At 67.8% G+C, this 19,602-nt stretch carries 18 protein-coding genes; 8 read left to right on the top strand and 10 right to left on the bottom strand.

Features of this window, described 5'->3' with window-relative positions; genetic code table 11:
• Positions 1–103: 103 nt before the first annotated feature.
• Entirely contained in the window at positions 104–1,483 is a 1,380-nt protein-coding gene (locus QZ670_RS17445) for an NAD-dependent succinate-semialdehyde dehydrogenase (protein WP_294257705.1), read from the top strand.
• A 166-nt stretch (positions 1,484–1,649) separates the two neighbouring features.
• On the opposite strand, the gene QZ670_RS17440 is transcribed toward QZ670_RS17445, so the two are convergent.
• The 3 genes from QZ670_RS17440 to QZ670_RS17430 all read right to left on the bottom strand — a co-directional run bounded on the left by QZ670_RS17440 (position 1,650) and on the right by QZ670_RS17430 (position 5,392).
• Positions 1,650–3,329, bottom strand: coding sequence for a long-chain fatty acid--CoA ligase (locus QZ670_RS17440; protein ID WP_294257703.1), 1,680 nt, complete (start codon positions 3,327–3,329; stop codon positions 1,650–1,652).
• Between the two features lie 120 nt (positions 3,330–3,449).
• On the bottom strand, positions 3,450–3,656 hold the full coding sequence (locus QZ670_RS17435; RefSeq protein ID WP_294257700.1) for a hypothetical protein: 207 nt from the start codon (positions 3,654–3,656) through the stop codon (positions 3,450–3,452).
• 53 nt (positions 3,657–3,709) lie between these two features.
• Complete coding sequence (locus tag QZ670_RS17430) at positions 3,710–5,392, bottom strand: diguanylate cyclase (protein WP_294257698.1); 1,683 nt, start codon at positions 5,390–5,392, stop codon at positions 3,710–3,712.
• 38 nt (positions 5,393–5,430) lie between these two features.
• Here QZ670_RS17430 and QZ670_RS17425 point away from each other — a divergent pair, with 38 nt between their 5' ends.
• Positions 5,431–6,690 (top strand): DUF418 domain-containing protein, encoded by a 1,260-nt coding sequence (locus QZ670_RS17425; RefSeq protein WP_294257695.1) that lies wholly within the window; start codon positions 5,431–5,433, stop codon positions 6,688–6,690.
• 18 nt (positions 6,691–6,708) lie between these two features.
• Here QZ670_RS17425 and aguB read toward each other — a convergent pair whose 3' ends face one another.
• Positions 6,709–7,557 carry an N-carbamoylputrescine amidase gene (aguB, locus tag QZ670_RS17420; protein WP_294257694.1) on the bottom strand — a complete coding sequence of 283 codons (849 nt, stop codon included), beginning with the start codon at positions 7,555–7,557 and terminating at the stop codon, positions 6,709–6,711.
• 210 nt (positions 7,558–7,767) lie between these two features.
• Here aguB and QZ670_RS17415 point away from each other — a divergent pair, with 210 nt between their 5' ends.
• Positions 7,768–9,594 carry a methyl-accepting chemotaxis protein gene (locus QZ670_RS17415; RefSeq protein WP_294257693.1) on the top strand — a complete coding sequence of 609 codons (1,827 nt, stop codon included), beginning with the start codon at positions 7,768–7,770 and terminating at the stop codon, positions 9,592–9,594.
• 15 nt (positions 9,595–9,609) lie between these two features.
• Here QZ670_RS17415 and QZ670_RS17410 read toward each other — a convergent pair whose 3' ends face one another.
• The 5 genes from QZ670_RS17410 to queG all read right to left on the bottom strand — a co-directional run bounded on the left by QZ670_RS17410 (position 9,610) and on the right by queG (position 14,762).
• Complete coding sequence (locus QZ670_RS17410) at positions 9,610–9,960, bottom strand: DUF3147 family protein (RefSeq protein ID WP_294257691.1); 351 nt, start codon at positions 9,958–9,960, stop codon at positions 9,610–9,612.
• On the bottom strand, positions 9,957–10,934 hold the full coding sequence (locus tag QZ670_RS17405) for an agmatine deiminase family protein (protein ID WP_294257689.1): 978 nt from the start codon (positions 10,932–10,934) through the stop codon (positions 9,957–9,959). The genes QZ670_RS17410 and QZ670_RS17405 overlap by 4 nt, the downstream gene beginning before the upstream one ends.
• Before the next feature lie 178 nt (positions 10,935–11,112).
• Positions 11,113–12,747, bottom strand: coding sequence for a M28 family metallopeptidase (locus tag QZ670_RS17400; protein WP_294257686.1), 1,635 nt, complete (start codon positions 12,745–12,747; stop codon positions 11,113–11,115).
• A 107-nt stretch (positions 12,748–12,854) separates the two neighbouring features.
• Entirely contained in the window at positions 12,855–13,469 is a 615-nt protein-coding gene (rpsD, locus tag QZ670_RS17395; protein WP_019369873.1) for a 30S ribosomal protein S4, read from the bottom strand.
• 147 nt (positions 13,470–13,616) lie between these two features.
• The gene (gene queG, locus QZ670_RS17390; protein WP_294257675.1) at positions 13,617–14,762 is read right to left on the bottom strand and encodes a tRNA epoxyqueuosine(34) reductase QueG; all 1,146 of its coding nucleotides are present in this window, start codon (positions 14,760–14,762) and stop codon (positions 13,617–13,619) included.
• Positions 14,763–14,804: 42 nt separating this feature from the next.
• Here queG and QZ670_RS17385 point away from each other — a divergent pair, with 42 nt between their 5' ends.
• Together QZ670_RS17385 and QZ670_RS17380 are read left to right on the top strand one after the other, a co-directional pair.
• The gene (locus QZ670_RS17385; RefSeq protein WP_294257672.1) at positions 14,805–15,731 is read left to right on the top strand and encodes an ATP-binding cassette domain-containing protein; all 927 of its coding nucleotides are present in this window, start codon (positions 14,805–14,807) and stop codon (positions 15,729–15,731) included.
• Positions 15,728–16,936, top strand: a complete 1,209-nt coding sequence (locus QZ670_RS17380) for an ABC transporter permease (RefSeq protein ID WP_294257669.1) — start codon at positions 15,728–15,730, stop codon at positions 16,934–16,936. The genes QZ670_RS17385 and QZ670_RS17380 overlap by 4 nt, the downstream gene beginning before the upstream one ends.
• A 131-nt stretch (positions 16,937–17,067) precedes the next feature.
• On the opposite strand, the gene QZ670_RS17375 is transcribed toward QZ670_RS17380, so the two are convergent.
• Positions 17,068–17,331, bottom strand: coding sequence for a hypothetical protein (locus QZ670_RS17375; RefSeq protein WP_294257666.1), 264 nt, complete (start codon positions 17,329–17,331; stop codon positions 17,068–17,070).
• Positions 17,332–17,383: 52 nt separating this feature from the next.
• On the opposite strand from QZ670_RS17375, the gene rpiB reads away from it, so the two are divergent.
• Genes rpiB through nrdR form a run of 3 tightly spaced genes read left to right on the top strand, consistent with a single transcriptional unit; the run spans position 17,384 to position 19,602 of the window.
• Complete coding sequence (gene rpiB, locus QZ670_RS17370; protein ID WP_294257663.1) at positions 17,384–17,836, top strand: ribose 5-phosphate isomerase B; 453 nt, start codon at positions 17,384–17,386, stop codon at positions 17,834–17,836.
• A complete protein-coding gene (gene glyA / locus QZ670_RS17365) occupies positions 17,833–19,140 on the top strand; it encodes a serine hydroxymethyltransferase (RefSeq protein WP_294257661.1) in 1,308 nt (435 codons plus the stop codon). Before rpiB ends, glyA begins: the two co-directional genes overlap by 4 nt.
• The gene (nrdR, locus tag QZ670_RS17360; RefSeq protein ID WP_084582537.1) at positions 19,141–19,602 is read left to right on the top strand and encodes a transcriptional regulator NrdR; all 462 of its coding nucleotides are present in this window, start codon (positions 19,141–19,143) and stop codon (positions 19,600–19,602) included.

The following is a 19,602-nucleotide window of genomic DNA, read 5'->3' as shown; positions in this document are numbered from 1 at the left end:
CGGCGGCCTTGGCTTGGCAAGCGGGCTAATTGCGCGAACAGCGATTGCCCGGGCGGCACCCTCTGCCTAGCGCCGCGTTAGGGAGCGCGAAGGAGACTTGCAGATGTTCGAACTCATCAACCCGGCGACCGGCGAGACCGTGGACCGCATCGCCGAGCTCGACGATACCGGGATCGAAGCGGCGCTGGCGCGCGCGGCGGCCGGGTACAAGGCGTGGCGGGAAACCTCGATCGAGACGCGCACCGCGCTGCTATCGAAGATTGCCGATGCCTGGGAAGCCGACAAGCAGCACCTCGCCGAGCTGGCGGTGCGCGAAATGGGCAAAACGATCACCGCGGGCCTGGCCGAGGTGGAGAAATGCATCTCGGGCTTCCGGCACTATGCCGAGCATGGCCCGGCCTATCTGGAGCCGACGACCGTGAAGACGCCGACCGGCCACGCCGTCGCGCGCTGGCTGCCGCTGGGGCCGGTGCTGGCGGTGATGCCGTGGAACTTCCCCTATTGGCAGGCGGTGCGCTTCCTCGCGCCCACCATCCTCGCCGGCAATGTCGCGCTGCTCAAGCATGCGTCGTCGGTGCAGGGCTGCGCGGCGGCGATGGAGGAGATGGCGCGCAAGGCCGGCGCGCCCGAGGGACTGTTCCAGAACCTCGCGATCAAGTCGAACAAGGTCGACGCGATCATCGCCGACAAAAGGGTGGTGGCGGTGACGCTCACCGGCTCGGAGGGCGCGGGCGCCAAGGTGGCGGAGGCGGCAGGGCGCGCGCTCAAGAAGGTGGTGCTCGAGCTGGGCGGATCGGACCCGTTCATCGTCATGCCCTCGGCCGATCTCGATGCGGCGGTAAAGACGGCGGTGACCGCGCGGGTGCAGAATGCCGGGCAGAGCTGCATCTGCTCGAAGCGGATGATCGTCCATGCGGACGTGTACGACGCCTTCCTCGAGAAGTTCGTCGCCGGCATGGAAGCGGTGAAGATCGGCGATCCGATGGACAAGGACACGGTGATGGGGCCGCTCTCCAGCGTGCAGCAGCGCGATACCGTGCTGGAGCAGGTGGCGAAGGCGCAGGCCGCCGGCGCGAAGCTGCTGACCGGCGGCACCAAGATCGATCGTGCGGGCGCGTGGATGACGCCGGGCGTGCTGGTCGATCTCGATCCGGAGAGCGACGTCGCCAAGGAGGAGATCTTCGGTCCCGTCGCGGCGGTCTACAAGGCGGCCGACATCGACGAAGCGATCGCGGTGGCGAACGACGTGCCCTACGGGCTGGGCTCATCGGTGTGGACGCAGGACGATGCGGAGGTGGAGCGGTTCGCCCGCGACATCGAGGCGGGGATGACGGCGGTGAATTCGCTGCTCGCCTCGGTGCCCGCGGCGCCGTTCGGGGGCGTGAAGCTCTCCGGCCATGGCCGCGAGCTCGGGCCCTGGGGGCTGCACGAGTTCATGAATCTGAAGGCGGTGATGTTCGGGGGTGGAAAGCCGGGGGATTGAGTTTCCCCCACACACCCTCACCCTCCCCACCGCCTGCGGCGGCGGGGCCCCTCCCTCTCCCGCAGGCGGGAGAGGGCGTTGGGCTTCTATCCCTCTCCCGCCTGCGGGAGAGGGAGGGAGGCGCGAAGCGCCGGAAGGGTGAGGGTGAGTCGGGCGAGCAGCAGCCTCACCGCCCGGCCTTTACCTCCGCCAGCAAATCCTTCCGGCTGAGCTTGCCGATCATCGTCTTGGGCAAGGCGTCGCGGATCACCACTTCCTTCACCCGCTCATGCTTGCCGAGCTGGGCGTTGAGCCAGTCGCACATTTCCTTCGCATCCGCCGGCATGCCCTCGTTGAGCGCGACATAGGCGTGCGGCAGCTCGCCATGGTACGGATCGGGCAGCCCCAGGACGAGCGTCTCCTTCACCGCCGGATGGGTGTAGAGCACCGCCTCGATCTGGCTGGGGAAGACCTTGAAGCCGCCGACGGCGATCATGTCCTTCAGCCGGTCGACGATGTGGATATAGCCGTCCTCGTCGATGATGCCGACATCGCCGGTGCGCAGCCAGTGATCGTCGACGAAGGTGCCGACGTCCGCTTCGGGCCGGTTCCAATAGCCCTGCATGATCTGCGGGCCCTGGACGACGATCTCGCCCGGCTCGCCTTCGGGGGCGGGCTTGCGGGGATCCTCCTTGTCGACCAGCCGCACCCGCGTGCCGGCGATCGGCTGGCCGATCGTGCCGCTCTTGTTGAGCCCGACATAGGGATTGGCCGAGACCACGCCCGAGCTCTCCGACAGGCCATAGCCCTCGATGATGTGCGCGCCGGTGACCGATTCCCAGTTGAGCTTGAGCTGCTCGGGTAGCGGCGCGCCGCCCGAGATGCAGAAGCGCAGCGAGGCGAAGTCCGACGGCTTCATCCCCGGTGCGTCGAGCAGCGCCTGGTACATGGTCGGCACGCCAGGCAGCGAGCGGGGTTTGGTGCGGCGCAGTTCGGTGAGCACCTGCTGCGCGTTGAAGCGCGGCAGCATCACGATCTTGCCGCCGGTGATCACGGTGCGGTTGAGCACGCAGGTATTGGCGAAGACGTGGAAGAAGGGCAGCACGCCCAGCACCGAATCCTCGACCTTGCCGAGATCCGGGTCGAGCTCCGCCACCTGCCGGGCATTGGCCGAGAGGTTCTGGTGGGTGAGCACCGCGCCCTTGGGCGTGCCGGTGGTGCCGCCGGTATATTGGATCAGCGCGACGTCGTGCTCGGGATCGATGGTCGGGTGGGGGCAATCGCCCTTGTTGGCGATCAGCTTGGAGAAGGCGAGGATGCGCGGGTCGTGCGGGCGGGCGGTTACCTCGCTGCCGCGGAACAGCTGGTAGAAGAGCGACTTGGCGGTGGGCAGCGCGCCGGCGACCGACCCGACGACAAGCCGCTCGAGATCGCTCTTCTCCAGCACCTTGAGCGCGGTGGGCAGCAGCGCGGTGGCGGATAGGGTGAAGAGCAGCCTGGTGCCCGAGTCGGCGACCTGCGCGGCGAGTTCCTCGACCGAGTAGAGCGGTGAGAAGTTCACCACCGTCGCACCCAGCTTGAGGATGCCGTAATAGGCGGCGACATAATGCGGCACATTGGGCAGGAACAGCCCGATCCGGTCGCCCGGGCCATAGCCCAGCGCGCGCAGCCCGCAGGCAACGCGGTTGGCGCCGTCCAGCACCTCGCCATAGCTGTAGATGCGACCCATGAAATCGAGGAGCGGGGCGTGCGGATGGGCCGCGGCGCTCTCCTCGAACAGGTCTACCATGGACCGCAACGCGTAGCTGCGATCCCACTCTCCTGGATGCCGATAGGCGGTCTTCCAGACCATTTCGGGCTTTGTCATTGACATCAGTGTAAGCAACCCGATTTTGCCATGCAAGCGCGGTTTTTACGCGCAAGCCAAAGCGTCGCGCAGCTTGCGCGTTCCGTCTCTACGGCAAGTTCCGAGAGTGGGTTTCGCGCCTCAGCGCGCGAGGCCGCCGCTCCAGGTGACCAGCACGGACACGGCGAGGACGCCGAGATCGACCGCGGCATGAACCTGCTGGGGGGCGGTATCGCCGACGCGGTGCATCAGCAGCTCGAAATCGGCATGCGGCGGCGCGGGGCGGGTAATCGCAACCATCAGTGCGACGGCTCCGGCAATCAGCAACAGGCGCTTATGACGCAGCATCGTCCCCATTCTCCCTGCCGCTACGGTACACGCGCCCGCGGCGACAGGCAAGCTCAAGCGGCGTCCAGCCGCAGCGCCCGGGCGCGGTCGCGGCCGGCCGCCTTCGCCTCGAACAGCGCCGAGTCGGCACAGCGGTACAGCGCCTTCCAGTCGAGATCGGTGGCGAGGCTGCCGCTGCAGCTGCCGATGCTCGACGTGATCGTCAGGTCGAACGGCATGCGGACCCGGCGCAGGCTGGCGAGCAGCGCCTCGGGCTCGATCCGCTGGGTGGCGGGGGTAAGCAGCGCGAACTCTTCGCCGCCCATCCGCGCGATCAGCACCGGCTCCGGCGCGGCGTGGCGCAGTGCGGCGGCGAACAGGCGCAGCACCTCGTCGCCGCCGTCATGGCCCAGCGTCTCGTTGACGCGCTTGAAATGGTCGATGTCGACAAGCAGCAGCTGCTGGTCTTCGGTACGGCCGATCGCGCGGTGGAGGAAGGCGCGGCGGTTGAGCAGCCCGGTGAGCGGGTCGATGTCCGCGAGCTTGCGCGCAATGACTTCACGGGTGAGCGCGGCATCGCGCTCATCGCGCAGGAACTTGATCCGGTACGCCACCGCCAGCGACGAGATCAGTGCTTCCGCGCCCATCGATACGACCGTCGAGTTGTCGATCCAGAAGTTCCAGCCGATCAGGTGGAGCGAGTTCAGCACGCGCAGCACCGCCAGCAGGATGGGCGCGCTCCATGCGACGGCGAACAGCCACAGGAAGCGCGAGCGCTGGTACCACGCGCCCCACAAGGTCGGAACCACGATGGCGAGCAGCCCGACGATCGTCAGCGCGTAGAGCAGATCGGCGATGCGCAGGTTGATCGCGCCGAACGCTGCGACTCCGAAGGCCGAAAGCGGCACCGCCATGGCGATGAGATTCGAGCAGCGCCCCACCCAGGGCGGCAGATCCCTGTCTTCGAAGAAGCTGCGCGTGAACAAGGCTGCAGCCCCGCCCGCCAGCCCCATGAACAGATAGTTGAGCCGCAGGCGATCGTTGTTCGCCAGCGCGGGTGCCAGCCAGGCGAGCGCACCCGACGAGGTGATCGTGTAGCCGAGCAGCGCCGCCAGCAGCAGGCAGTAATGCAGCTGGAAGCGATGCCGCATCGCGCACCACAGCGCCAGATTGTAGACGATCAGTGCCAGCGACATGCCGGCAAAGAAAGCGTAGAGCGTGGCCAGCGCGAGATTGGCGGCACTTCCTTCCGCCAGTGTGGCGATGCGCGGCCCCAGCAGGATGCCGCGTGCATTGGCTGCCTGGTCGACATGGAACAGCACGCGCACCAGCGCCGGGTCGCGAACGGGGACCGGGAGTTGCGCGATGGCGCCGAGCTGGATCAACGGGGCGATGCCGCGGGCGTCGCTCCGCCAGCTGCGGATGGCGCCGTCCGCATAGACGAAATGGATCGTCAGTCCCTCCTGCCAGACACTGCCGAAGCGGATCGCCAGAGGGGTGGCGAAGGTGGAACGGCGATCGATCACGCTGGTCATCGCCCAGAAATCGCCGGAACCGAATCGGTGCTGCGGCGTCGTACAATCGAATCGTTCCGGGTGCCGGATCAGTTCGTCTTCCCGCTGCCCCTTGTCCGCCAGCAGGCACACGCCAAGTGGTTGACCGGCAACGCCCGCTTGGGCATGTGCCGGGGGCACGATGCACGCGAGCACCGCGACGAGCGCGATGCAGAGCAGCCGGCGGGATAGGGCGCTAACCATGATGGCGTGGCTACGCCTGTCGGACAAAGAAGACGTAAATGAGGCCGATGCCGGGCACTGCTGACACTGCCGGAGCGCATCGCATCCATTCCGCGGAATCAAGATCGGGCGGCTCGGCCGCCACGTTTGCCAATCGGCTGGACGTCGTCGACGTACTGCGCGGCTTTGCGCTGATGGCGCTGTTCCTCGTCCATGTCATCGAAAGCTACGAGCTGTTCTGGGCCGTGGAAAAGCCGGGCCTGATCACCGACATCGTCTTCGCGCTGTTCATGGGCAAGAGCTTCTCGCTGCTGGCGCTGTGCTTCGGGTTCAGCTTCTTCATCCTAATGGATCGCGCGGCGAAACGGGGGCAGGACTTCACCGCGCGTTTCGCCTGGCGGTTGCTGCTGCTGGAAGGCATCGGCTTCCTGCATGCGCTGATCTATCGCGGCGACATCATGCAGACGCTGGCGGCGATCGGTTTTCTGCTGCTGTTCTTCAACCGGATCCGCAGCAATGCGGTGCTGCTCGGCGGCGCCGCCTTCTGCCTGGTCGGTCCCAGCCTGATCGTGCAGCTGGTCGCGGGTGCGCTGGGGGCGGGCTGGGCAAATGCCCCGGCGCAATCCTCGGTCGATCCGGGCATGCCGGTCTATCTGGGCGGGGATCTGTGGCAGGTGCTGCGGGTAAACCTGTGGGCCGGGCAGCAATCCAAATACTGGTTCTTCCTCGAATATGGCCGGATGGTGCAGATCCTCGGCCTGTATCTGCTCGGGCTGGTGCTGGGCCGGACCGATTTCTTCGGCGACCTCGCCAAGAGCCGCGGCTGGCGTCGACCCGCCCTGCTGGGTGCGCTGCTGTTCGCCGTGCTGCTCTTCCTCACCCGCGAGCCGCTGCGCCTGTGGTTTTCCGGCCTCGGCTTCGGGCTCGGCGCCGACCGCGCCTTCTGGGCGCTGCTCAACATGTGGCTGGACCTTGCCGGCACCGCCTTCTGGGCATTGTTGGTGATCGCGTTGTACGACGGCCCCACCCGCCGGTTGGTCCAGCCGCTCGCCGCGCCGGGGCGGCTGACGCTGACCTATTACATCCTGCAATCGGCGGTGTTCGTGCCGATCTTCTATCACTACGGCCTGGGCAAGTATGACGACTGGGACGCGGCGACGCGGCTCTGGGTCGCGCTGGGTGCGATCGCGGTGCAGATCGTCGCGGCGCACTGGTGGCTGGCGCGCTTCCAGTACGGCCCGATCGAATGGGTGTGGCGCGCACTTACCTATCTGCGGCGCGACGTGCCCTTCCGCCGCAAGGCCCCGGCGCGCGGCTGACGCGCCGGGGAGCCTCGTTCAGATGTCCTGGACGAGCCGGCCGTAGAGCTCCGGCCGGCGATCGCGGAAGAAGCCGAAGGCGGCGCGGTGTCGCTTCACCCGATCAAGGTCGAGCGTAGCGGTGATCACGCCTTCTTCCGCCCGGTCGAGCTCGGCGAGGATGTCGCCCCGCTCGTCGGTGATGAAGCTGGTGCCATAGAAAGTCTGGCCATGTTCGGTGCCGACGCGGTTCGCGGCGATCACCGGCACGACGTTGCTGACCGCATGGCCGACCATCGCGCGGCGCCACAGACGGGCCGTGTCGAGGCTGTCGTCATGCGGCTCGCTGCCGATCGCGGTCGGGTAGAAGAGCAGCTCGGCGCCCATCAGCATCATCGCGCGCGCGGTTTCCGGATACCATTGGTCCCAGCACACGCCTACGCCCAGCTTGGCGCCGGGGCCGTCCCACACCTTGAAGCCGGTGTTGCCGGGGCGGAAATAGAACTTCTCCTCATAGCCCGGACCGTCCGGAATATGGCTCTTGCGGTAGACGCCCGAAACCTTGCCGTCCGGGCCGATCATCGCGAGGCTGTTATAGTGATGCGGACCATCGGCTTCGAAGAAGCTGGTCGGAATGTGGATGGCCAGCTCCGCGGCCAGCGCCTGCATCGCCAGCACCGCCTTGTGCTCGGTGACCGGCTTGGCGTTGGCGAACAGGCCCTCGTCCTCGACGCGGCAGAAATATTCGCCTTCGAACAGTTCGGGCGGCAGCACCACCTGCGCACCCCGGCCGGCCGCCTCGCGGACCAGTTCCGTCACGCGGGCGATGTTCGCATCGATGTCGTTCGAGAAGGCGAGCTGGAGCGCGCCGACAGTGATCTGGGTCATGCGGCGCCATGTAGTGGATGCCGTGCCGGAATCCAGCCCCGTACGCGTGCTGATACCCTCCAAGATACACGATGATCCGCGCAAATATGAAGCCATGTCGGGGGTAGGGGAAATGGTTTCTCTATAACAACGATGGAGGCACGCGGCGCGCTCAAGGCAGGGTGCGCACGCCGGCTGCCTCGCTCGGGCCTAGTCTGTGAGAAGCGTTGGATGACGATTAAGCAGAAACTCCTCGGTTGCCTCGCGCTGTTCGGCATCGCCACGGTGCTGCTGGTCGGGGTCGGCTATTGGTCGGCCCGGTCGAGCGAGGCCGCATTGTCGACGCTGCTCGCCGATCGCGTGCTGCCGCTGCGCCAGTTGAAGGTGGTGGCGGATCGCTATGCCGTCGAGATCGTCGATACCGCGCACAAGGCGCGAAACGGCAATATCGGCTTTGACGAGGCCGCGACCAGGGTGTCCGCGGGAAGTGCCGAGCTGCACAAGGCGTGGGGGGCATATCGTGCCACCCGGATCGAGGGCGAGGAAGCCAAGCTCGCAAGCGAGGCCGAAGCCCGGATGAAGCTGGCCGACGAGAAGGTGGCTCGGCTCGACAAGATGCTGCGCGCGGGCGATGCCGCGGCACTCGACGGCTTCGTGCGCACCGAGATGTATCCGGCGATCGACCCGGTGTCGGACGCCATCGCCAAGCTCGTCGATTTGCAGATCAAGATTTCCGAAAGGATCGCCACCCAGGCCCAGTCCGCTGCGGGCTTCGCGCGCCTCTCGATGGCGCTGCTGGGATTGCTGGCGGGTGGCGTGCTGACGGTTTCGTTCCTCACCATCACCCACAAGGTGATCGCCCCGATCCGCCAGCTGGCGGAGCTCATCACCAAGCTCGCCCGCTCCTCGGGCGAGGCAACGCTGCCGCACCTCGAGCAGCAGGACGAGATCGGCGACATCACCCGCTCGGTCGATGGCTTCCTCCAGGCGGCGATCGCCAAGGAACGCGATCGCGCCGCTGCCGCCTCCGCCGAGCAGACCACGGTTACCGGCGCACTGCGCGACAGCCTCGCGGCGCTCAAGGCAGGCGACCTCACGCGCCCGGTCACCGCGCACTTCCCGCCGGCCTATGCCGAGCTGAAAAGCAACTTCAACGAGGCGCTGGACAATCTGCGCACGCTGATCGGCACCGTAATTCAAAGTGCGCAGGGCATCAGCACCGGTTCGAAGGACATCGCCCAGGCATCGGAGGATCTCGCCCGCCGCACCGAAAGCACCGCCGCGTCGCTCGCCGAGACCGCAGCGTCGATCGGCGAGATCGATGGCCGCCTGAAGGCGACTGCGGCGGCGGCGGGCAACACCGTCGACCGCGCCAACGGCGCAATCCAGACCGTCGGGGGGGGGCGCGCGATCACAGACGAGGCGGTGCAGGCGATGAGCCGGGTCGCAGACAGCGCCAAGGGCATCGACAGCGTGATCGAAGGGCTCGACAAGATCGCCTTCCAGACCCGCGTGCTGGCGATGAACGCCGCGGTGGAGGCAGGCCGTGCCGGCGAGGCGGGGCGTGGCTTCGCGGTGGTGGCCGATCTGGTCTCGGCGCTGGCGATGCGGGCCGAGGAAGAAGCCAAGCGGGCCCGCGACCAGCTCACCGTCACCCAGTCCGAGATCGGTACCGCGGTGGAGGCGGTGCAGCGGGTGGATGGTGCGCTCTCGGATATCTCGCAGGACGTCGCGCAGGTGCACCAACTGCTCGGCGGCATGGCGACGGACAACAATGCCCAGGCCGCCGCGATCGTGCAGGTGACGACCGCCGTGACCAACATGGACAGCGCCACCCAGCAGAATGCCGCGATGGTCGAGGAAACCTCGGCCGCGGCGCGCAACCTGTCGAACGAGACGCGGCTGCTCAGCGATCAGGCGGCCAGGTTCCGGGTGGGCAGCGGCGGAGGAACGTCGCTCCAGGGCAGGTTCGCCACGCCGCCCGCCGAGGCTCGACCGCTGCCTGCCGCCGCGGTCCGCGCGATGACCCGCGACGTCGAGGCATGGGAGAGCTTCTGACGCGGCGGCAGCGGCTCAGAGCGTGATGCCGAACCGGGCAAGCGCCGCGGCGGTCCCGAAATACAGCAGGATCGTCAGCGCGACGCCCGCGAGCAGCGCGGGCGCGAAGCCGATCCCCGATCGCAGCAGCGCCGGCACGAGCAGGAACATCGGCAGCGACGGCAGCACGTACCAGAAGGTCGCCTGGAGATGGTCCGCGACGCGCGCGGGATCGTGCGTATCGCGCCACAGCCACAGGACCCCGAGCAGCGAGATCAGCGGCAGCGACGCAACCAAGGCGCCGAACGCGGGACTGCGCCGGGCGATCATCGCCATGGCGGCGACGATCAGCCCGGAAAGCAGCGCGCGGACGGCGAAGGCGGTCACGCGGGGGTGGGGATCTGCTGCGAGATGCAGTGGAAGCTGCCCCCGCCGGTAAGGATATGATCCGCCCGCTGGCCGACGATTTCGCGGCCGGGGAACAGGCCCTGCAGCGTCTCGATCGCAGCGTCGTCGTTGGGCTGGCCGTAGAGCGGCACCACCACCGCGGCGTTGCCGATATAGAAGTTCATATAGCTGGCGGGGATCGGCTCGCCATCCTCGTCCAGCACCGCGCCGGGGGAGGGCATTCGCACGACCTCGACGCCGAACGTCTCGGCGCGGGCGACCGCATCGGCGTAGATGGCGGCGTTGGGATCGTCCTCGGCCGGCGTCGGAATCAGCAGCCGGTTGGGGCCGACGAAGCGGGCGAGGTTGTCGACATGGCCATCGGTATGGTCGTTGGCGAGGCCGTCGCCGAGCCACAGCACGCGGGTATAGCCGAGGTCCGCCGCTAGCTTGGCCTCGATCGCGGCGCGGTCCAGGTCGGGGTTACGGTTAGGGTTGAGCAGGCACTGTTCGGTGGTGACGCAAAGCCCGGTCCCGTCGCCGTCGATCGCGCCACCTTCGAGGACCCAGCCATGCTTGGCGGCGGTGAGCCCGCGCCGCGCGGCGAGGCGGGCGCCGATCGTGTCGTCGCCTTCCAGGTCGTACTTGCCGCCCCAGCCGTTGAAGCCGAAATCCTGCGCGACATTGTCGCCGGTGACGATGCCGGCGGTATCGCGGAGCCAGATGTCGCCGAACAGCTCGGTGACGACCTCGGCGGCGTCGCCGGCCATGATGCGGGCGGCGTCGGCAGCGGCTTCATCTGCGGCGACGAGGATCACGCGCTCGCCGCGGCCTTCGGCATGCACTGCGCGGGCGAAGGCGAGCACTTCTTCGCGGGCGGGCTCGAGGTCTTCGACCCAGAGGTCAGCGTGGCTGGGAAAGCCGATCCAGACCGCATCGTGCGGCGCCCATTCGGGGGGAGGGGTACGAGTCATGGCGGGGGCTTTAGCCCCGTAGCGTGACAGGGGAAAGGCCGGGCGTTCCCGCCCACCAGCCGTCATCCCGGCGAAAGCCGGGATCCATTCGCCTCTCGGCATCAGCAGAAGCCGCGACAGAGACCCCAGTGGATCCCGGCTTTCGCCGGGATGACGATGGAAGGGGCGGTGGACCGCCTTACTGCCCTGCTCGCGCCTTGTCCCGGATGGCGCGGAATTCGGCGTCCTTGAACCAGTTGGGCCAGCTGCTGCCGTCAGCCAGTTCACGGCCGAGTCCGTAATAGATCCGCAGGTCCGACAGTGCGCCGTCCCAGTTCCACTTGGGATCATATTCGTCCTGGGGCTTGTGGTAGCGCTGGTCGGTATAGTCCTCCGCCGCCTTGGCGCCGGCTGCCTTGCCGCCGACCACCAGATCGTCGCCGCTCTCGCCGTACAGCATCGGCACGCCCAGCTTGGCGAAGCTGAAATGGTCCGAGCGGTAATAGCTGCCCTTTTCGGGCGTCGATTCCACCCCGATCACCCGGCCTTCGGCGGCGACCAGCGGCTTCACCAGCTCTTCCAGCTCGGACTTGCCCGCGCCTACCAGCACGAAGTCCTTCGCCTTGCCGTGGATGTTCAGCCCGTCCATGTTCACGCCGCCGACGGTCTTCGCCAGCGGATAGACCGGATGCTCGGCATAATATTGCGAACCGATCAGCCCCTGTTCCTCGGCGGTCACCGCCAGGAACACCATGCTGCGCTTGGCCGGGCCGGCCTTGGCATTGGCCTCGGCGAGCGCGACCAGCCCGGCGGTGCCGGTGGCATTGTCGACCGCGCCGTTGCAGATGTCGTCGCCGTTCACCGGCTTGCAGTGGCCAAGATGGTCCCAATGCGCCGAGAACAGCACGACCTCGTCCGGCTTGGCGGTGCCGGGGAGGATGCCGACGACGTTCTTCGACGCCTGGCGCTTGATGCCGACGCCGAAGCTGGCCGAGGCCTTGACCCCCAGCGGTACGGCCTTGAAGCCCTTGTGCTTGGCCGCCTCGACCAACGCGGCATAATCCTTGCCCGCGCTGGCGAAGAGCGCCTTGGCCGAATCCTGCTGGATCCAGCCGATCAGCTGCGACTGGTCGGCATGGTCGCCGGGCGTGTCCTGCTCAAGCTTCGGCCCGCCCCAGCTGCTCTCGACCACGCCCCAGCCATAGGCGGCGGGTTCGGTATCATGGATGATGATCGCACCCGCCGCACCCTGGCGCGCGGCTTCCTCGTACTTGTAGGTCCAGCGGCCATAATAGGTCATCGCCCGGCCGCCGAACGGGCCGTCGAGCGTCATCGTCTGCCAGTCGGGATCGTTGATCAGGATGACGACGGTCTTCCCCTTCACGTCCAGCCCGGCATAGTCGTTCCAGCCGCGCTCGGGCGCGTTGATGCCGTAGCCGACGAACACGACCTCGCTGTCCTTCAAATCGATCTTCGGGGTGACGCGGTAGGTGGAGAACGCCGCCTCGCTGCCATAGGCGAGCGACACCGGCGTCTTGCCGCCGGTGAAGGCGAGCTTGCTGGGGCTCTGCACGCTGAGTTCGACCAGCGGCACGTCCTGCACCCATTGTCCCTTGTTGCCGGGCTTGAGCCCCGCCTTCTGGAAGCGCTCGATCAGATAGGCGATCGTCTTGTCCTCGCCCGCGGTCGTCGGCTTGCGCCCCTCGAACGCGTCGGAGGACAGCGTTTGGGTGACGGTCTTCAGCGTGTCGAGCGACAGGGCGGGGGCGGCGGTCTGCGCCTGGGCGGCGGCGGTGGTCGAGAGCAGGGCAAGGGCAAGCAACGAGAAGCGCATGGAATTCCTCCTGGTGCGCCTGTTCTGCGGATTCGTGCCAGTCCGCACAACGAAAAAAGGGCGGCCCCGAAGGACCGCCCCGCTTCTCGTTTCCCGAAGGAGCCGAATTAGCGCGAGTAGAACTCGACGACCAGGTTCGGTTCCATCTTCACCGGGTACGGCACTTCGTCGAGCGTCGGCACGCGGGTGAAGGTGACCTTCGCCGCGCCATCCGGTGCGACATAGTCGGGGATGTCGCGCTCGGCGAGGCTCTGCGCTTCCATGACCAGGGCCATTTCCTGCGCCTTGCTGCTCAGGCTGATTTCCTGGCCCGGCTTGATGCGGCGCGAACCGATGTTGCACTTCTCGCCGTCGACGCGGACATGGCCGTGGTTGACCAGCTGGCGGGCCGCGAAGATCGTCGGCGCGAACTTGGCGCGGTAGACGATCATGTCGAGGCGCTGCTCGAGCAGGCCGATCAGGTTCTGACCGGTGTCGCCCTTCATGCGCGACGCGTCTTCGTACGAGCGCTTGAACTGCTTCTCGGTGATGTCGCCGTAATAGCCCTTGAGCTTCTGCTTGGCGCGCAGCTGGATGCCGAAGTCCGACATCTTGCCCTTGCGGCGCTGGCCGTGCTGGCCCGGGCCGTACTCACGCTTGTTCACCGGGGACTTCGGACGACCCCAGATGTTTTCGCCCATGCGGCGATCGAGCTTATGCTTGGCGCTGGAGCGCTTCGACATATAAAATCCTTTACCAATTGCTGTGACGTTGACCCGGGCGGCACGCCGTCCTGATCGCGATCCCGGTTTCGCCTGTGCTTCTCTTGCGGGAAAAGCGCAGGGCCACCGCTTCACCGGGGGTGCGGGGCCAATTGCGAAGCGGCGCGCCTAGCGGGGTGGGGCGGGCGAGTCAAGTCCGAGCCATTCGGCGCGGACCTGCGGGTCGGGCTCCTGCGCCGCTCGGGCCACGCTTTCTACCTGCCAGCGGGCCGGATCGAGCCGTTCGAGCGCCCATGCAGCCGCGCCGCGCACGACCGGCGCGGGATCGTCGAGCAGGGCCAGAACCGGCGGCACCAGTCGCGCGCTGCCGCTATTGCCCGCCGCAATCAGGCAGTTCCGCACCATCCGGTCGCGGCCGATGCGCTTGATCGGCGAGCCGGCGAAGACCTCGCGAAAGCCTGAATCGTCGAGCGCCAGCAGGTCGGCGAGGTAGGGGACGGTCAGCTCGGCGCGCGGGTGGAAGGCGAGGTTGGCCTGTGCGGCGGCGGCGAACTTGTTCCAGGGGCAGACCGCCAGGCAATCGTCGCAGCCATAGATGCGGTTGCCGATGCCCTCCCGCAATTCGCGCGGGATCGGGCCCTTGTTCTCGATGGTGAGGTAGGAAACGCAGCGGCGCGCGTCGATGCGGTATGGGGCGGGGAAGGCGCTCGTCGGGCAGGCGGTCTGGCAGGCGTCGCAGCTGCCGCAGCCGCCGCCGCTCGGGCCGTCGGAGGCGAGGTCGAGCGTCGTGTAGATCGCGCCGAGGAACAGCCAGCTGCCATGGCTGCGGCTGACCAGATTGGTGTGCTTGCCCTGCCAGCCGAGCCCGGCGGCCTCCGACAGCGGCTTTTCCATCACCGGCGCGGTATCGACGAACACCTTCACATCGGCACCCGGTGCTTCCGCCACCAGCCAGCGGGCAAGCTCCTTCAGCCGGCGCTTGACCACATCGTGATAATCGGCCCCCTGCGCGTAGACCGAGATGCGACCGACCTCGCCTTCGCCCGCGAGCGCCAGCGGATCGGCGGCGGGGGCGTAGCTCATGCCGAGCGCGATCACCGAGCGCACCTCGGGCCACAGACCACGGGGGCTGCCGCGCTGCTCGGCGCGTTCCTCCATCCACAGCATGTCGCCATGCGCGCCCTCGTCCAGCCATTGGCGGAGCCGCTCGGCGGTGCGCGGTGCGGCATCGGCATGCGCGACGCCGCACGCCGCGAAACCGATCTCCGCCGCCTTCGCCTTCAGCCGTTCCTCGATGGACTTGTCTTCCCGCACGCGCACCCGCTACCACGTTGCGATTGCTAGGGGGAGGCATCGTTGCAGCAACTCGCCGTCAGTGCCTCCGGGCTGGTCAAACGTTTTGGGGATCGGCGCGCCGTCGATGGTGTCGGCATCGCGGTGCCCAAGGGCGTGATCTACGGCGTGCTCGGGCCCAACGGCGCGGGCAAGACCACGACATTGCGCATGCTGCTCGGCATCATCGAGCCCGACCAAGGCGAGCGGACATTGCTCGGCAGCCGCCATCCGCGCGACAGGAGCGACCAGGTCGGCTACCTGCCCGAGGAGCGCGGGCTCTACCCCAACATGAAGTGTCGCGAGGCGATCGCCTTCATGGGGGCACTGCGCGGGCTGCCCTGGGCGACCGGGCGCAAGCGGGCAGGGGAACTGCTCGAAAGCGCGGGGCTCGGCCATGCCGCCGACGACAAGATCCGCAAGCTCTCGAAGGGGATGGCGCAGCTGGTGCAGCTGCTCGGCTCGGTGGTGCACGAGCCCGACCTGCTGGTGCTCGACGAACCCTTTTCGGGGCTCGACCCCGTCAACCAGGAGCGGCTGGAGCTGCTGATCCGCGGCCAGCGCGATCGCGGCGCCACCATCCTCTTTTCCACCCATGTGATGGCGCATGCCGAGCGGCTGTGCGAGCGCATTTCGGTCATCGCGGGCGGCAAAGTGCGGTTCGAGGGCACGGTGGACGAGGCACGCGCGCTGTTGCCGCTGCGGGCGCGCTACACGCCGCACCATGATGCCGACGCGATCGGTGCGATGCTGCCGGGCGACGCGGTGCGCGAAGGCGGGAGCTGGCGGTTCACCGTGCCCGATGGCGGCATCGAGGCGCTGCTCGTCCGGCTGATCGAGGCGGGGCACGGCATCTCCGGCCTGTCGATCGAGCGGCCGGGACTGCACGACGCCTTTGTCCGCATCGTCGGCGCCGAGGCGCTGGCCGACCAGCCGGAGACGATCGCATGATGCCGCGCTTCCTCCGCCACGCGCTGACGATCGCCCGCCGTGACCTCACCGCGACGGTGATGACGCCGACCTTCCTGCTCTTCCTGCTCAGTCCGCTCTTGATGATCGGCTTCGGCATCATCGGTGGCCTCAGCGGCCAGGCCGCGGGCGCTGCCGGCGAGGCGCGGCAGGTCCTGGTGGCGATCGTCCCGCTCGGCCAGCAAGAGGGGGTGCGCGCCGCCGATCGCGAGCTGCGCAACGTGTTCAGCCGCGATTCCGCCCGGCCCCGGCTGCAGCTGGAAGCGCCGCAGGGCGATGCGGCGCGGCAGGCGCGGGCGCTGTTCGACTCGGATGCGATCGAGGCGGCGGCGGTGCTGTACGGTCCGCTCGATCATCCCATGGTGCTGCGCCGCGCGGGTGCCGAGGCGGAGGGGCGCTATCTCGCGGCGCTCGCCACCCAGACGCTGCGCGCCGAACACGCCCCCGGCGTCCGCAGCACCGCACGCTTCGAGACCATCGCGGTGCAGGCGCCCACGGTCAGCGGACGCGGGCAGGCGGCCTATTTCTCCACCTTCGCGATCTTCCTGGTCACGCTGATGCTCTCGGGCCAGGCGGTGGGCGCGATGGCCGAGGAGCGCTCGAACAAGGTGATCGAGATCCTCGCTGCCGCGGTGCCGCTGGAAAGCGTGTTCTTCGGCAAGCTGCTCGGCGCCTTCGGGTCGGCGCTGCTGTTCGTCGCCTTCTGGGGAACGCTGGTCGCCAACCTGCCCAAGCTGATGCCGGCGGGCATGGCGGGGGCGCTCGGGGATCTCAGCGTGGCGGTGGGCCCGATCTTCCCGCTGCTGCTGATCGGCTATTTCGTGATGGCCTATCTGCTGCAGAGCGCGGTGTTCCTGGGCGTCGGCTCGCTCGCCTCCACCCAGCGCGAGATCCAGATGCTGTCGCTGCCGATCACCATCTTCCAGTTCGCGATGTTCGGCATGTCCTCCTACGCCGCCGGCAATCCGGAAGGCTGGGTTGCGACCGCGGCGGAGATCGTGCCGTTCAGCTCGCCCATGGCGATGGCGGCGCGGGCGGCAAATGCGCCGGAGCTCTGGCCGCACGCGCTGGCCTTCGCCTGGCAGGCTCTGTGGGTGGCGATCACGCTGACGGTCGCGGCGCGGCTGTTCCGGCGCGGGGTGCTCAAGTCGGGCAGCCCGAAGCGGGGGAAGAAGGCCGCGGCCTAGCCTTGTCCTCTCCCGCTCTCGTTCCCCTCCCGCTTGCGGGAGGGGTTAGGGGAGGGGCTGAACCGTTCCAGCGCTTCTTCCACGTCGATCCCTCCCCCGACCCCTCCCGCAAGCGTTAGGGGAAAAATGGATCAATGCGTCGCGTCGTCGATCGCATTGCCGGTGCGGTCCACGCCGTTGGCCAGCGCATCGCCGGTATCGTCCGCGCCCTCGCGGATCGCGCGCCCGGCGGCATCGGCGCGGTTCTCGATCCGATCGCCCAGCCGGTCCGCCGCATTGGCGAGCGAATCACCGGTACGATCCAGCGAATTGTCGACGCGGTCCTCGGTGCTCGGCGAGCAGGCGGCGAGGCCGAGTGCCAACGCGGGAAACAGAACGGACAGAGTCTTCGGCATATGGTCTCCTGGGTGTCTAGCCAGCGGGCGCACACGCGCGTAGAGGGCCGCCATGCCACATCGCATCGCCCTCGCCTCGGATCACGCCGCCTTCGTAATGAAGGCAGAACTCGCCGATTGGTTGCGTGGCCTCGGCCATGACGTGCTCGATCTGGGCACCAACGGACCCGAGAGCGTCGACTATCCGGACTATGGCTACCGGCTCGGCAAGGCGATCGAGACCGGCGAGGCGACCTTCGGCATCGCGCTGTGCGGATCCGGCATCGGCATTTCGATCGCAGTCAACCGCAACCCCGCCGCCCGCTGCGCGCTCGTCTCCGAGCCGCTCTCCGCCGGTCTTGCGCGCGAGCATAACGATGCCAATGTCATCGCCCTCGGCGCGCGGATGATCGGCATCGAGATGGCCAAGGCCTGCGTCACCCAGTTTCTCGAAACGGCTTTCCTCGGCGATCGGCACGTCCGTCGCGTGGAGAAGCTGAGCAACCCCGAAAGGAGCCCCGCATGAGCACCAACCCCGTTACGGCAGGCCTTCAGCCGGATGGCTTCTTCACCAAAACCCTGAGCGAGGTCGATCCCGCGGTGTTCGCCGGCGTCGAGCACGAGCTCGCCCGCGAACAGTATCAGATCGAGCTGATCGCCTCCGAGAACATCGTCTCCAAGGCGGTGCTCGAGGCACAGGGCTCGGTATTCACCAACAAGTATGCCGAGGGCTATCCGGGCAAGCGCTATTACCAGGGCTGCCACCCGTCGGACGAGGTGGAGCAGCTGGCGATCGATCGCGCCAAGCAGCTGTTCGGCTGCGACTTCGCCAATGTCCAGCCGCACTCGGGCGCGCAGGCGAACGGCGCGGTGATGCTCGCGCTGACCAAGCCGGGCGACACCATCCTCGGCCTCAGCCTCGATGCCGGCGGCCACCTGACCCACGGCGCCCGCGCGGCGATGAGCGGCAAGTGGTTCAACGCGGTCCAGTATGGCGTGCGCCCCGACGATCACCTGATCGACTATGACCAGGTCGCAGCCCTCGCCCGCGAGCACAAGCCCAAGCTGATCATCACCGGCGGCTCGGCCTATCCGCGTCACATCGATTTCGCCCGCTTCCGCGCGATCGCGGACGAGGTGGGCGCGATGTTCATGGTCGACATGGCCCACTTCGCCGGCCTGGTCGCCGGCGGCGTCCACCCGACCCCGTTCGGCCACGCGCATGTCGTCACCACCACCACGCACAAGACGCTGCGTGGTCCGCGCGGCGGCATGATCCTGACCAATGACGAGGCTATCGCCAAGAAGATCAACTCGGCGGTGTTCCCGGGCCTGCAGGGCGGTCCGCTGATGCACGTGATCGCCGCCAAGGCGGTCGCGTTCGGCGAGGCGCTGCGCCCCGAGTTCAAGAGCTATGCCGCGGCGGTGGTCGAGAACGCCAAGGTGCTGGCGGCGACGCTCAAGGAGCGCGGCGCGAACCTCGTCTCGGGCGGCACCGATACGCACCTCGCGCTGGTCGACCTCACCCCGCTGGGCGTCACCGGCAAGGACGCCGACGAGGCGCTGGAGCGCGCCGCGATCACCTGCAACAAGAACGGCATCCCCAACGATCCGCTGCCGCCGATGAAGACCAGCGGCATCCGCGTCGGCTCACCGGCGGGAACCACCCGCGGCTTCGGCCCGGCCGAGTTCCGCGAGATCGGCAACATGGTCGCCGACGTGCTCGAGGGGCTGCGCAGCAAGGGCGAGGCGGGCGACGCCGCGGTCGAGGCCGATGTGAAGGCCCGCGTCCGCGCGCTGTGCGAACGCTTCCCGATCTACGGCGGCTAAGTGCGCTGCCCCTTCTGTTCCAATGAAGCCAGCCAGGTAAAGGATAGCCGCCCCACCGACGACGGGGCGGCTATCCGCAGGCGGCGGCAGTGCGAGGCGTGCGGCGCGCGCTTCACCACCTTCGAGCGCATCCAGCTGCGCGACCTGACGGTGGTGAAGAGCGGAGAGCGGCGCGAGCCGTTCGAGCGCGAGAAGCTGATGCGCTCGGTCTCCACCGCCTGCCGCAAGCGGCCGATCCAGCCCGCGCAGATCGAGCGGCTGGTCTCCGGCATCCAGCGCCAGCTGGAAACGACCGGCGAGAGCGAAATCCCCTCCCAGCGCATCGGCGAGCTGGTGATGGAGGCGCTCAAGGGCCTGGATTCGGTGGCCTATATCCGCTTCGCCAGCGTGTATAAGGATTTCCGCGAGGCGAAGGATTTCGAGGAATTCGCCGGTAACGTCAGCGAGGTCGGCAAAAGTTGA

It is taken from the genome of uncultured Sphingomonas sp. (genome assembly GCF_913774285.1).
Lineage (GTDB): Bacteria > Pseudomonadota > Alphaproteobacteria > Sphingomonadales > Sphingomonadaceae > Sphingomonas.
The sequence above is the reverse complement of the archived record's forward strand: the minus strand, read 5'-3'. Positions and strand labels throughout refer to the sequence as shown.